A 15,108-nucleotide genomic window follows, 5' to 3' on the forward strand; every position below is an offset into this window, starting at 1 on the left:
ACCAATAAAAAAGTAATTAATATACAGTGAATTATGAGTTTTAAATATGTTTTATGTTTATGTCTGTTTAGTTTTTTAAACCTAAAGGCACAATCAGTTGTAAAAAGTCCCGACGGAAAACTAAAGGTGACTCTTTTTGTTACCAATGGGCAGCCTTTTTACAGTCTTTCCTATAACGAAAAAACGTTTTTAGAAAAATCGCCGCTAGGTTTAAAAACCAATGTGGAGGATTTTACAACAGCATTGGTTTTAAAATCCGATCCCGTTCAAAATAAAATTGACGAAAAATACCAGCTTGTCAATATCAAAAACAGCAATGTACATTATCAGGCAAACCAAGCCATTTTTTCTTTCACTAAAGAAAATAAAGCAGCTATCGATATCATATTCAGGGTAAGTGATAACAATGTTGCTTTCCAATATAAAGTGTATCCGCAAAAAGAAAGTCGTTCCTGCGTGGTACAGGAAGAGGTTTCAGGTTTTCTTTTGCCGGAAGGCACCACTACATTTCTCTGTCCGCAAAGCAAACCAATGACAGGATTTGCCAGAACTGCCCCGAGTTATGAAACATCTTATACATTAGATGCGCCTATGGGCAAAAACGGAATTGGCGAAGGCTATACATTTCCTTGTTTGTTTAAAGTAAAGAACAATGGCTGGGTTTTAATATCAGAAACAGGTGTAGATAGCCGTTATTGTGCCAGCAGATTAATAGGACACGAAAAGGGATTGTACAGTATTGGTTATCCTATGGCGGGAGAAAATAACGCAAACGGAACCACTGCTCCCGGTATACCGCTTATGGGAGAAACGCCCTGGAGAACTATTACCGTTGGCGAAACTCTGGCACCAATTGTAGAGACTACGATTCCGTTTGATTTGGTTAAACCAAAGTATGAAGCATCAAAACAATACCAATATACCAAAGGTTCGTGGAGCTGGATCATGAAAATGGATGACAATACGACCTTTCCGGTACAAAAACAATATATCGATTTTAGTGCTGCAATGGGATATGAAACCATTTTGGTTGATGCGCTTTGGGACACTCAGATCGGGAAAGATAAAATCGCCGAACTCGCCCGTTATGGCGCCCAAAAAGGTGTTGGTTTGTATTTGTGGTACAACTCAAACGGATATTGGAACGATGCGCCACAAGGGCCAAGAGGCATGATGGATAATAGTATTGTTCGCCGTCATGAAATGGCCTGGCTAAAAAGTATTGATGTAAAAGGGATTAAAGTAGATTTCTTTGGAGGAGACAAACAAATGACCATGAAGTTATATGAAGACATCCTGAAAGACGCTAATGATTTTGGATTGATGGTTATTTTTCACGGTTGTACTTTGCCAAGAGGCTGGGAGCGTATGTATCCTAATTTTGCTTCAAGCGAAGCAGTTCTGGCGAGTGAAAACCTGCATTTCGGACAAGGGAGCTGCGATAATGAAGCCACAAATGCTGCAACGCATACTTTTATTCGAAATACAGTAGGAAGCATGGATTTTGGCGGAAGCGCGCTAAACAAATTTTACAATAGCGAAAACACTCCCAATAAAGGTTCAAAACGAATTACTTCGGATGTATTTGCCTTAGCTACGGCCGTACTTTTTCAAAGCGGCGTACAGCATTTTGCATTGGCACCAAACAATCTGACAGATGCTCCGGTATGGGCTATAAATTTCATGAAAGAAGTTCCAACCACCTGGGATGAGGTTCGATTTTTAGAAGGATATCCGGGTAAATATGCCGTCTTGGCCCGCAGAAAAGGAACGAAATGGTATATCGCAGGCGTAAACGCTCAAAAAGAAACTTTGAATCTTAAACTCAGACTCCCAATGCTGGTTTCCGGCGCGTCATTAACCTGTTATTTTGATGATGAAAAATTAAACGGAAAAGTAAAAACGATCAAATATAAAAGCAATCAGGAAGTCGAAATAAAAATTCCTTCCAATGGAGGAATCTTACTGATCAATTAAACTCAATATGCGAATTGTAAAGAGAAAACCTACAAGATAAAGTCTGAGTTTAGGATTTGCGAAATTTAAAAAAAGAGCCTTCTGTAAAGAGGTATAATATAATTTGAAACTGGCTTTAATACATTTTTTAGGATGCTAAAAAATGTATTAGGCCTTTTAAGCTTAAAAAGAAACAGCCCCAGGAATGTGTTTTTTTTGCCAGACAAAACACATTGAATTTTAATTTAACAATCATTTTATAATGTCCTCAAAGAAATGTTTTGCCATTTTGTTTTTTATTGTAAACAGCTTGTTTTCTCAAAATACATTTGAGAATTATAGATTCCGTTTGGTCGATAGTGAAACTTCAAAAAGTGGAATTTATACCATTGCACAGGATCAATTTGGGGTCATGTGGATGGGAACAAATGGAGGAGGTTTGTATAAATACGACGGAATCAATTATGTGAGTTATGAGCAGGATTCCAAGCGCAGTAATTCGATCAACAGCAATTTAATTTATACTATTTATGTCGATAGCAAGAACCGTTTATGGGTAGGAACTGATGAAGGATTGTGTCTTTACAATCGCAATTTAGATACTTTTGAAAATATTGATCTTCGCAAACAAAACCAAAAAGAAACCGTAATTTCCGTAAAAAGTATCATTGAAGACCAGAACGGAAACATTTGTTTAGGAACATTTAATAATGGTTTGCTCAAACTCAATGTAAAGTCCAGAGCAATTACCAGTATAAAACTCGATACGCCAAATACAGTAAATTATTTGATTAATTCTTTAGTAAAAGATAAAAAAGGAACCATTTATTTGGGAACCAATTCCGGTTTAAAAGTAATTGATCCGGTAAAGAATGAGGTTAAAAAAGTAATCATCGAGAAAGACAATGCATTACTTTCGGGCAATATTATATCGATGTTTTTTGACCATAAACAAAACTTATGGATTGGTAATGGATTCAAAGGATTGGTTAAAGCCAATTTATATACTAAAGAAAAACAAGCCGTTTCTTATCCTATTACCAAAAAAAGAATCATGTCGATTTTGGCTGCTGATACCGAGACTATTCTTTGCGCAACAGAAAATGATGGTTTGATCGTTGTGGATAATCAAGGGAATGTTCAAAAAAAATATGTCAACAGCAAATACAATAATCGCAGTTTAGGATCTAACTCAGTCTGGTCTTTATTTTTAGACAAGGAAAATAGAATCTGGCTGGGATATTATAATAAAGGTTTAGGTGTTTTTGACCGAATTAACAGCAAAGTTCGGGGAATTGAAAGTTTGCCCGGAAATCCGCAATCCCTGCAAACCAATTGTGTTACCGGCATTGCCAAAGATCATCAAGGACAGTTATGGATTTCTATGGAAGGCGGAGGGGTTGATGTTTACAATCCTGAAACCAAAAATTTCAAACACATTACCAAAACAGATGATCGATTTTATTCAGGATTAACCAATGATAATATTACAAAAGTTCTGATAGATAAAAACCAAAATATCTGGCTGTCGAGTTGGAATGAGGGCATCTTTTTTTTGAAAAAAGGAAGTCGGAATTTTATTAATTACAACACAAAAAACACTCCTGATTTAGCCTCGGATAATATTATGAGCATTACCGAAGATTCAAGGGGGGTAATATGGATTGGAACTTTTTCAAAAGGATTACATTATTATACTCCATCTGACGGACGTTTTCATCATTGCAATCAGAAAATATTTTACGCCAATGGACTGGTAAATTTAGACATCAGAAAAGTAATGGTCGATACAGATGATGCTATCTGGATTGGCTCCACTACCGGTTTATACAAAGTAAGTACCAAGGATTTTGTTTCTTTTTCGGTGACTTCTCTGCGCGATAAAATGTCTAAAAAGCTCAAAAATCATAAAAGCATACATACCATTAATACTTTATATCAGAGCAAAAACAAAGAAATTTGGATAGGTACTGACGGGGCGGGATTATTTAGCTACAATAAAAAAACAGATGATTTAAAATGGTATATCAATTTTAACGGACTTCATGAAAAATCGATATCTTCTATCATAGAATCCAATGACGGGCACATTTGGTTAAGCGGAAAAAAAGGAATCAGCAGTCTGGATTTAAAAAACAAAACCACAGTAAATTATTCTACTTATGACGGTTTGCTGGGCAATGATTTTAATAATAATTCGGTTTTAAAAGATGAAAACGGAATCTTGTATTTTGGCGGTTACGAAGGTTTAAATTATTTTAATCCTGCCAATTTGGTAAGGAGTAACAAACAGCTTCCCATTTATTTTACAGATCTCAAGCTTTTTAATAAATCAGTAGGGCCGCTTGAAAAAAACTCACCCTTAATAAAAGTAATAGCGCAAACCCAAAAAATAATACTCAGGCATGATCAGTCTGTATTTACAATTGATTTTATCGGCATAAATTATTCTTTCCCGGCCCGAAACGAATTTGCATATTACTTAGAAGGTTTTGAAGATTCATGGAATTACGTGGGCAGCAAACGCTCTGCAACCTATACCAATTTAGCGCCGGGCAAATATGTTTTTAAGGTAAAAGCATCTGAGAAAAACGGAGTCTGGAGCCAAAAGCCATTAGAATTGAAAATTGAAATTTTGCCGCCCTGGTGGAAAACATCCTTTGCTTATCTTTTCTATTCATTGTTATTATTGGCGGGAATTTATTTTGGAAATCAGTATTATCAAAACAGATTCAAACAGCAACAATTAATACAATTTGAAAAGAAAAAAGCAGCTCAGATTGAAAAATTAAACGATAAAAAATTACAGTTCTTTACTAATATCTCGCACGAATTTAGAACGCCGCTTACTTTAATTTTAAATCCTTTAGCTGATATTATAAGAAATAATAGTGCAGAACTTTCAACTGGTGTTTTGAATAAACTGCAAACCATTCAAAAAAGTTCTGATCGACTTTCAAGATTAATCAATGAGCTGATGGATTTTAATCAGCTTCAGTTCAATAAAATGCCACTCAAAGTACAACAGATGGAAGTTGTGGCCTTTACAAAAGAAATTGTAAGTTATTTTCGGGAAGAAGCCCTGAGCCGGGGCATTGAATTGCAATTTGAATCAGATAAAAAAGCATTGCGAGATTGGGTAGATCCTAAAATGTTCGAGAAAATTATTTTCAATGTAATTTCTAATGCTTTTAAAGTGACTCCCGATAAGGGAAAAATAAAGGTGAAATTAGTCTATAATGAAGAGTTCATGAACTTCCCATTAATAAAACCCGATTATAGAAGCGCGTCTTTTTCTATTATTGTTGAAGATACCGGCGCGGGACTAGATAAAAAAGACATTAAGCGAATTTTTGATCGTTTCTATCAGGTAAATAACTTAAATAAAGCGTATTACGGAAGTACGGGGATCGGGCTTGAAGTGGTTCGCGGATTTGTACAATTGCACAAAGGCATTATCGAGGTAGAAAGTGTTTTGGGCGAGGGAACCACTTTTAAATTGGTATTTCCCCTTGGGAAAGATTTTTTTAATGAAAATGAAATTTTGCAGGAGGAATTTAAAAAAGAAAAGAAAATAAGTTTTACGCCAATTATTGAAAAAGAAGATGTTCAATTAACAGAAGATCAGGAAAAACAAGATCGCGTGTATACCATTTTGATTGTTGAAGATAATGCCGAACTTCGAAATTATCTAAAAAATGAACTTAAAAAAGAATACAAAGTACTCACGGCCGAAAATGGTCAGATTGGTTTAGAAACAGCTTTGCAAAAATTGCCGGATTTGATTTTGACAGATGTAATTATGCCCGTTATGAATGGTTTGGAATTATGTAAAAACATTAAAACAGATTTAAAAACCAGCCATATTCCGCTGATGATGCTCTCGGCAAAAGCATTAATAAAAGACAAGCTCGAAGGAATAGATTCGGGCGCCGATATGTACCTGAGCAAACCCTTTGATATGGATATTTTAAGATCGAGTTTAGTGCAATTGCTTAAAAGCAGGCAAATTATGTTTAATAAATTCTACAACGGTATTACTCCAAAAGCAAAAGAAAAAACCACCACACTGGATAATGAATTTATAAAAAATGTACTGAATTACATCAATGAAAATATAAGCGAATATGAGTTGAGCGTTGAGGTTTTGGCATCCAAGGTATTTTTAAGCAGAAGCCAGTTGTATAGAAAAATTAAAACACTAACGGGGGTTTCAGTAAATGAATTTATACGAAATGTTCGTTTAGAGAAAGCCAAAGAATTAATAGAACTCGGCAATGATAATATAACAGAAATTAGTATCAAAGTAGGTTTTAGTTCGCCTTCCTATTTTACAAAATGTTACAAAGAAAAGTACGGGCATTTGCCTACACACAATAAATAATTTACTGATTTTTTTTATTATCCATAAGGCGGTTTTTACCGTCTTTTTTTGCTCTAATAAGAAGAACGATTCAGATTTTGTTTGTACCATATCAGCGCTTCTTTATTAAAACATAAAAGAATTAACACTAAATATCTTTTTTAAGTAATTATCAAATAATTGTAAATAATACGCTTTTTATTTTATACTTAAAAAAAATAAGGACATTATTATTAAAATCTCATTTCTATTTTTTGAGCTAAATCACTTAAAAACCGTCAATTACGCCATTTCTGTAGTTTTCATGCTACAAAATTGATAGATTTTGCATCATTTTTAATAGATAAATTTTACACTAAGCTTATATTTTTGAATGGTAAGAAAACTAAATAACTAAGAAAACAAGTATTAACAATTTTAAAAATTACAGTATGAAATGAAAACCAAATTATTTATTGAAACCTTTTCTTAAACAAAATTACAGGAAGAAAAAACGGCTTTAAAAATGATAAAATAAGCCATACGATAAATAAAAAACTTTACAACCAAACAACTATTTAAACTAATCAAAAAACCAATTAAAATGATGTTAAAAATAAAATTTGCCATAATCGCATTGCTAATAATTAGCAGTCAGAATGTGATGGCACAATCAAAGACGATACAGGGGGTAATTACTGATCCTTCAGGATTTCCTTTGCCTGGTGCCAGTGTTAATGTAGAAGGTTCAAAAAACAGCGCATCAACAGATTTTGATGGTAAATACTCTTTACAAGGAGTGAACGCCACAGACAAAATAACCTTTTCTTATGTAGGCTTGATTTCGCAAACCATAACTGTCGGTACAAGAACTACAATTGATGTTGTATTAGCATTATCCACACAAAACTTAAACGAAGTTGTAGTAGCTTATGGTACTCAAAAAAGAGCTAAGGTTACCGGAGCAATCTCAACAGTAGGTTCAAAAGATATTGCCGCTGTGCCTATTACTAATGCTGAGTCTGCTTTGCAAGGACGTGCGGCAGGTGTTACTGTTGTAAACGGTGCGCCGGGTTCAAGTCCTACTGTTAGTATTCGTGGTTTATCCACCATGGGAAACAGTGCTCCATTGTATGTAATTGATGGAGTTTTAACAGGTAACCTCTCGGGTTTAAGTCCTAATGATATTGAGAGTATGTCAGTTTTAAAGGATGCCTCTACTACTGCTTTATATGGTTCAAAAGCTTTTAACGGGGTAATTGTGGTTACTACTAAAAAAGGTAAAAAAGGTCCTGGGCAACTAAGTTTTAGTACTTATGTGGGCGGACAGGCCGTTACAAAAAGATATGATGTATTAAATACACAGCAATATCTGCAATATGCCAAAGATTTAGGAAGTGATTTAACAGCAAGAGCGGCTGAATTTGGAAATATAAATACCAACTGGCAAGACCAGATTTTTCAAACTGGTTTGATGCAGGATTATAATCTAAGTTTTTCAAATGGTACAGAGACTTCAACAAGTCGTTATTCTGCCGAATATATGAAACAAGAAGGTGCTATTATTAACACTGGTTTTGAACGTTATTCTTTTAGAGCTAATAATACACAGGATATTGGAAAACTTAAAGTAGGAAGCAATATCGGTGTATCTTTCAGTACCATTAATCCCGAGCGTAGTGCAGGAGGTAGAACCTTACTCGAGCACGCTATTAAAATGGCGCCTTATTTTCCTATCTACAATGCAAATAATTTAGGAGGATATCAAGGTCCCAGCGCAATTGATGGTAACGATGCAGAAAATCCTGTGCGTGTAGCTAATTTAGGATCTCAAAAAATCAATAATTTATCGATAATAGGAAACATCTACGCTGAATTAGAAATTTTCAAAGGCTTAAAATTCAGATCACAAGTTTCCTTAGATTATTATACAAGCAAGGATCATACTTTTGTTCCTAGTTTTCAGGATGGTTCTTATCATAAACAAGCATTTTCTACAACAAATGAAACCAATGGACAAGGTCAGACTATTGTTTTTGATAACAGCTTAACTTATAAAACTACTATTGCAGGAAAACATAATCTTGAAGTATTAGGAGTTATTACTAAAATTGATGGAAAATCGCAAACTTTAGCAGCAGGAAGCCGTTACAGTATTTCGGATGAAATTGATCAGTTAAGATATAATGAAGGTAGTTTAACTTCTGCCAATTATGTAGAAAAAAATATTGGTTATATCGCCCGTATCAATTATGATTATAATGATAAATATCTGCTTGCCGTTTCAGGACGTAGAGACGCTTCATCTCGTTTTGGAGCCAATAACCGCTGGGGTAACTTCTACTCAGTTGCCCTAGGATGGAACATGGCTAAAGAAAGTTTTATGGAAAATTCTATTTTCAGCACACTAAAACTTAGAGCCAGTACCGGTACAACAGGAAATGACAGAATAGAGAACTATCAGTACGCCGCTACATTACTTACTACTTATAATTATCCAATTAATGGAGGAAATGCACAAGGTGTTTCTATGGGAGTTGCTTCTAATCCTAACTTGAAATGGGAGTCTAAAACAGATAGAAATATAGGTTTGGATTTTGGTTTGTTTGAAGATAAATTCACGGGATCTTTAGAATATTTCAACAATAAAAGTAGTGATATTCTTTTTGCAGTGCCCCTTGCTGCTTCTGTAGGATCTGCCGGTGGCGGAACTCAAATTCAAAATGTTGCCGATGTGAAAGTAAGCGGATTTGAAGTATCCTTAGGTTATAATGACAGAAAAGGAGATTTTACATGGTCTGCCGTAGCTAATTTAGGAACAAGTAAAAACGAAGTAACAGGCTTAGCGCCAGGAGTAACTAGTGTGTTGGGTGGTCCAACAGCCAGAGCTGGTTTAGAGAACTTTTCCAGACTAGAAGTAGGTCAGCCGTTATTCTATTTTTATGGATATCAAACCAATGGAATTTATCAAAATCAGGCAGAAGTAGATGCTGTTTTCGGATCAGGTCAGACCACGATCAAACCAGGAGATATTAAAATTGTTGACCGCGATGGTAATAAAATAATCAATTCAAATGACAAAACAAATATCGGGAATCCATATCCGGATTTTACTTACGGTTTAAACCTTACTGCAGCTTACAAAAATTTCGATTTTAACTGCTTTATATCCGGAGTTCAGGGGAACGATATTTTCAATGCAAATACTTTTGACCTAAAAGGAATGAATCGTTTGTTTAATGCAAGTACCGATGTATTAGACAGAGCAATTGTTGTAAATGGCGTTGTCACAAATCCATCTGCTACTTTACCAAGAGCACAGGGTGCAGATATCAACTGGTCTTCTGCAAATCAGCGTTATGTTGAAGATGGATCCTATACAAGACTAAAAAATATAGCCCTAGGATACACATTTTCCGGAGATGCATTTAAGGCTTATTTTTCAAAAATAAGATTCTATGTAAGCGGGCAAAACTTAATTACAATTACAAAGTATAGCGGTTTAGACCCTGAGATCGCACGTGCAGACGCCAATGCAAATTCTGCAGGTATTGATTTAGGAAGATATCCACAGCCAAAATCTGTGATTTTTGGACTTGATGTTACATTTTAATATATAAAAGAAAATGAGAAAAATAAAATATATACTTATAGTTCTGACAGGAGTTTTAACTATAACTTCATGTGATTCTGGCGAATTAGAATTAACTAATCCCAACACTTTAGCACCAGAAACTTTCTTTATAAATGAAGCCCAAGTGCAATCCTCTGTAAATGCATCTTATGCCAATCTGCAGACAAGAGGGCTTTATGGCAGGAATTTTTCTTTTGCTATGGATCTTATGGCTCAGGATGCTTTAGGAAATCCACAGTTAGAAGGAAACAAAAAACCTTTTCAGGATTTTTCTTTTAATGCAGGAAATGATATTATTCAGTATTATTGGGAATCCTGTTATAAAGGGATATCCAGAGCTAATTTTGTACTGGATAATGAGGCGAAAATAAATGCTCTTTCAAGTTCGGATTTTTCACAAGAGAAAAAGAACAAATATTTAGGAGAAGCTCATTTTTTAAGAGCCTATTATTATTTTTTGTTAGTGAAACGATTTGGAGATTTACCAATTTACAAAACAGGGACCATTATCGGCAATGCCAGAAGTCCTAAGGCAGAGGTTTATGCCCTGATAGAAGAAGATCTTGTATTTGCGTCTAAAAATCTTTTGCCAAGAGCAACAGAAGTGCCAGGAAGAGCTAGTAGGGAAGCAGCTTATGCCTATCTGGGAAAAGTATTGTTGTACGAAAAAAAATACGATGAAGCGTTGGTTGCATTGAATAATGTTACAGGATTCAGTCTTGAGGATAAAGGCAGTTTTTACAACAACTTTATGGTAGAGACAGAACACGGCAAAGAATCAATTTTTGAGATTGAGTTTGACGAGAAAAATGGAACAGGTGATCAATGGGGGGCTGTTGGTGATAGCGAGGGAACTGGTTTTGAAGAATCAACCCTTAGAGGACAGGAATATGGAAACCTGAGCTGGTACAATGTGTATCCGTCAGACGATTTGTTAGATTCGTATGAAGCAGGAGATTTACGTTTTGGAGATACTTTTTATGTACCAGGCTCAACCTATTTGAAAGGAACCAAGGTAATGCTGGCAAGTAATTTTACTACCTCTGCAGGTATTAGAAGAGCGGGCTGGAAAAAATATCAAAACTATTACGAAAGAGAAGATGAAGCAACACGCTCAAGTATTAACTTCAAGGTGATGCGTTATGCAGATGTACTGCTTATGAAAGCAGAATGTGAAAATCAAAGAGCAGGAGGTTCACAAACAGCTGCCATTGCCTATATTAAAGAAGTGAGAGATCGTGCAGGTTTAACCACTAATATTACCGCTACAAAAGATGCAGTTTTTGCTGCAATAGTTCATGAGCGTAAAGTAGAATTTGCCGGAGAACAAAGCCGTTTTGATGATATTATCAGATGGGGTAACGCAAGTGTAGAATTAGCAGGAACTGGTTTTCAGGCTGGTAAAAGCGAGTTATGGCCAATACCAAACAGAGAAACATCTTCTAATCCTAATATAAAACCAAGTAATAATAATCCTGGTTACTAAACCATTAAATTATGTTAGTTTGAATTAAGTTAAGTTAGTATTTTTGGTAAACAGCGCATTTTTAATGCGCTGTTTATTTTTGTATAAGTGCAAGTCAATTATAATTTCAGAAAGCTAAATCCAAAATCTATGTTCAATAATCTAAAATCTAAAATCTGCAATCTAAAATCTACTTCTCCTCTCCTCCAAATCCGTTTCAATTTGAATTTCCATTTTTTTATCTATTACATAAAAACATAATAAGACAGCACTGATAATAAAGATAAAACCCGGATAAATACTTACCGAAAGTTTAATCCCTTCTACCGCGGCCGGCACCTGATTAACCTCTTCAGCCACATAACCATATTTAGATAAAAATGCGGCGCCCAGAGCGCTGCCAATACTTATTCCTATTTTTAAACCAAAAATCATGGCCGAAAAAACAGTAGCAGTTGCCCGGCGATTGTTTTTCCATTCGCTGTAATCCGCCACATCTGCAATCATAGCCCATAATAGGGGAATTGTTATGCCGTAAATAAATCCGTGTAATAATTGCGTCAGGAAAACCATAGCTACGGCAGATCGGCTATAGAAATTAAATGCCAGAAGACTAAGGGCAGATAAAAATATAAAAGTGATGTAAACATTTCTTTTGCCAAAAGAATCAGCAAGAGGTTTTGAAAACATAATCCCGAAGATCATAAAAAGAATCCCGCCCGCATTAAAAAGACTAAATGCAGAAGTAGGCGCATCCATTGGCCACTGAAAATCTACAAATCCCATTGCAGTGAGTGAATGATTCACGCGTTCAATAAAGGATGTAAAACCAATATCATTCAAAAAAAGAATTTGTGCCTGTGGATCTAGATAATATTTAAAATAAAAAACATACATACCACCCTTTAGCGACAAAGTAATAAAAACCAGAATAGTAACCAGTAACATTACCAGCCAGGGACCGTTTTTAGATAAATCCATAAAATCCTGCTTCACTGAAGATTCCTGATTCTTTGCAGGGATAATTCTTTCTTTGGTGGTCAGAAATGTAATAAGTAAACAAACGACCCCAACAACAGCAAATAAAAGCATTGTATTTTTAAAGCCAACTGCTTTATCTCCATTTCCTAAAATCAGAACAAAAGGAAGCAAAAGGGACTGAATTATAAATTGGGCAATCATGACGGCAACAAACCGATAGGAGGAAAGACTGTTTCGTTCTTTCATATCGCCTGTCAAAACACCACTTAGGGCAACATATGGTAAATTATTGGCCGAGTAAATCAGCACTAAAAAAAAATAAGTTAGTAATGCATAGATTATCTTTCCCGAGATTCCAAAATCAGGAGTTAAAAAAGAAAGCACAGCAGCAATCCCAAAAGGCAAAGAAGTCCATAGTATCCACGGCCTGAATTTTCCCCAACGCGTTTTGGTACGATCAGCGATAACCCCCATAATGATATTAAAAAAAGCGCCAATAAAACCTCCGGTAAAAATAATTACACTTGCTGTTCCGGCAGGAATTTTATAAACATCAGTATAAAAGAAAGCCAAAAATGTAAGCAGCGTCTGAAAAATTAAATTCGCTGCAAAATCACCTAAACCGTAACCTATTTTTTCTAGTACAGAAAGTTTTTTTGATATATTATTCATAAATATAGTAGCTGCTTTTTTATGGGCTTTTATCGTGTCAGGTCAATTATTTTTTAAAGTGTTTTGATCCAAAAAGCAACACTTCTTTTTTTATTCCGGGTATAAAGAATACTAATGTAAAAATAGCCTGAAAGCCCAAATAACTGTATCATTTTTGAAGCCTATAATAACATATTTGAAGCATCACTTGATTTTTAGTAAATCTATTCAATATAAATACCCGTTTTCATTTCGAATATTAAAAATATCAATTCAAAAAAGACTTCTTGTTTTTTGGTGAGGAGCATTTTTAAACTCATTTTATCCAATGCTTTTAATCTTTAAATTAAAGGATTTTAGGGGGAGTAATAACGAAGAATATATTTTAAAATAAAACATCATACAACCGATTGCGTAATAACTGGTTTTGTTTATATTTGTAATAAGCACACTTATATTTATAAGTATTCAGGATAGTGCTGCTATCGAAAATTTTGAATTAGGTTATTTTAGTTATTTAGTTTTTTATAATGCCCAAAAGTTACCAAAAAGGCATCAGTTACAAACATTCAATCTTTGTAGATTACTTGCATTATGCTAAACGCGAAAGCATTCAAAAAATAATCTGCACAATAGAAGGTAAAAGGAAGATCGGGCAAAAAATCTTCCTGATTAATTTTTCCATTTAAAGAATTTATACTTCACATTTTTTTGAATTAACAGTAAAATAATAAAAAGACAAATATGATTCTACATAAAAATTTCGCAAGTAAATACCTGACTAAAATCCGACTTTTAATACTAGTTTTTGTTTTAATTGTTCCGGTTTTTGCAATAAGTCAGAATAAAAAGAAAGCTGATCAATCAGAACTAAAAAGAGCTCAATACCGCAATCTTTTTAAAGAAGCAGGTTACAGCCAAACTGAGATCGACAAGAAATTAACCAAAGCCTATTATGATGTTTTTGAAGGACCGGACAAAGTTTATTTTAAGGAAGGCGATTCGCTAGGATACGTTTCGGATGTTAAAAACAAAGATGCCCGGACTGAGGGAATGTCATACGGAATGATGGTGGCCGTTCAGCTCGATAAAAAAGAAGTTTTTGATCGTCTCTGGCGATGGTCTGTAAAATACATGCAACATCAGCAAGGGCCAAGAGAAGATTATTTTGCCTGGAGCGTAAATCCTCAGACCAAAAAACAAAACTCTCCAGGTTCTGCTTCAGACGGAGAATTGTACTATATAACAAGTCTGCTTTTTGCTTCTAATAAATGGGGAAATAATACCGGAATCGATTATTATAAAGAAGCCAGAAGAATATTAGATGCCATGTGGAAAAAAGATGGTACGGGCAATATCTATAACATTATAAATACAGAACACAAACAGATTTCTTTTGTTCCGGAAGCAGCAGGCTACAACTGGACAGATCCGTCGTATCATGTTCCTGCATTTTACGAAATATGGGCATTATATGCCAAAGACGGCCATGAACAGTTTTATAAAGAATGTGCCGATGTTTCGCGTAATTTTTTGCACAAAGCCTGTCATCGGGTAACGGGTCTGACTTCAGATTATACTGAGTTTAATGGCGAACCACATCCAACGCCCTGGCTGCCTCCCGGATTTCGATATGATTCGTGGCGCGTTCCTATGAATGTGGCGATGGATTATACCTGGTACGGAAAAGATAAAGAATGGCAGGAAGATTATGCTAAGCGGTTTCAAAATTTCCTTAGATCTAAAGGACTCGATACTTACCAAGATCAGTTTAATCTGGACGGTTCTACACCTGAATTTATTCTTCAGGCAGGTCCGGTAAAAAAGCTCAGGCATTCCATTGGGTTAGTAGCAACAGCAGCTACGGCATCATTGGTAAACAAAGACAAAGCAAGTATAGATTTTGTTCACGCGGTTTGGAATGCCAAACTGGAACCTTACCAAGACGGTTACTTTGATCCTTATTATGATGGATTAATGTACCTTTTCAGTCTAATGCATCTTAGCGGAAACTACCAGATTATAGCCCCAAAAGGTTAACTTGAACAGCACGGACCCGGCAGGTAAAGGCAATGCAGT

The 15,108-nt window shown here is 35.2% G+C and carries 6 protein-coding genes; 5 read left to right on the plus strand and 1 reads right to left on the minus strand.

The features are described 5' to 3' along the window. Positions 1-33: 33 nt before the first annotated feature. The 4 genes from FLACOL7796_RS01270 (at position 34) to FLACOL7796_RS01285 (ending at position 11,418) form a co-directional block, all read left to right on the plus strand. The gene (locus FLACOL7796_RS01270; protein WP_173969010.1) at positions 34-1,977 is read left to right on the plus strand and encodes a glycoside hydrolase family 97 protein; all 1,944 of its coding nucleotides are present in this window, start codon (positions 34-36) and stop codon (positions 1,975-1,977) included. Positions 1,978-2,218: 241 nt separating this feature from the next. Further along, positions 2,219-6,340: a hybrid sensor histidine kinase/response regulator transcription factor gene (locus tag FLACOL7796_RS01275; RefSeq protein ID WP_173969012.1), complete on the plus strand. Its 4,122-nt coding sequence runs from the start codon at positions 2,219-2,221 to the stop codon at positions 6,338-6,340. A 562-nt stretch (positions 6,341-6,902) separates the two neighbouring features. Next, positions 6,903-9,911, plus strand: coding sequence for a SusC/RagA family TonB-linked outer membrane protein (locus FLACOL7796_RS01280; RefSeq protein WP_173969014.1), 3,009 nt, complete (start codon positions 6,903-6,905; stop codon positions 9,909-9,911). A 13-nt stretch (positions 9,912-9,924) separates the two neighbouring features. After that, positions 9,925-11,418 (plus strand): RagB/SusD family nutrient uptake outer membrane protein, encoded by a 1,494-nt coding sequence (locus tag FLACOL7796_RS01285; protein ID WP_173969016.1) that lies wholly within the window; start codon positions 9,925-9,927, stop codon positions 11,416-11,418. Between the two features lie 162 nt (positions 11,419-11,580). On the opposite strand, the gene FLACOL7796_RS01290 is transcribed toward FLACOL7796_RS01285, so the two are convergent. Next, complete coding sequence (locus tag FLACOL7796_RS01290; RefSeq protein ID WP_173969017.1) at positions 11,581-13,050, minus strand: MFS transporter; 1,470 nt, start codon at positions 13,048-13,050, stop codon at positions 11,581-11,583. 723 nt (positions 13,051-13,773) lie between these two features. Here FLACOL7796_RS01290 and FLACOL7796_RS01295 point away from each other — a divergent pair. Continuing rightward, entirely contained in the window at positions 13,774-15,069 is a 1,296-nt protein-coding gene (locus FLACOL7796_RS01295; RefSeq protein ID WP_173969019.1) for a glycosyl hydrolase family 8, read from the plus strand. Positions 15,070-15,108: the final 39 nt, after the last annotated feature.

Origin of the sequence: Flavobacterium bizetiae (assembly GCF_902804475.1) — a bacterium.
In the GTDB taxonomy this organism is placed as follows: Bacteria; Bacteroidota; Bacteroidia; order Flavobacteriales; family Flavobacteriaceae; genus Flavobacterium; species Flavobacterium bizetiae.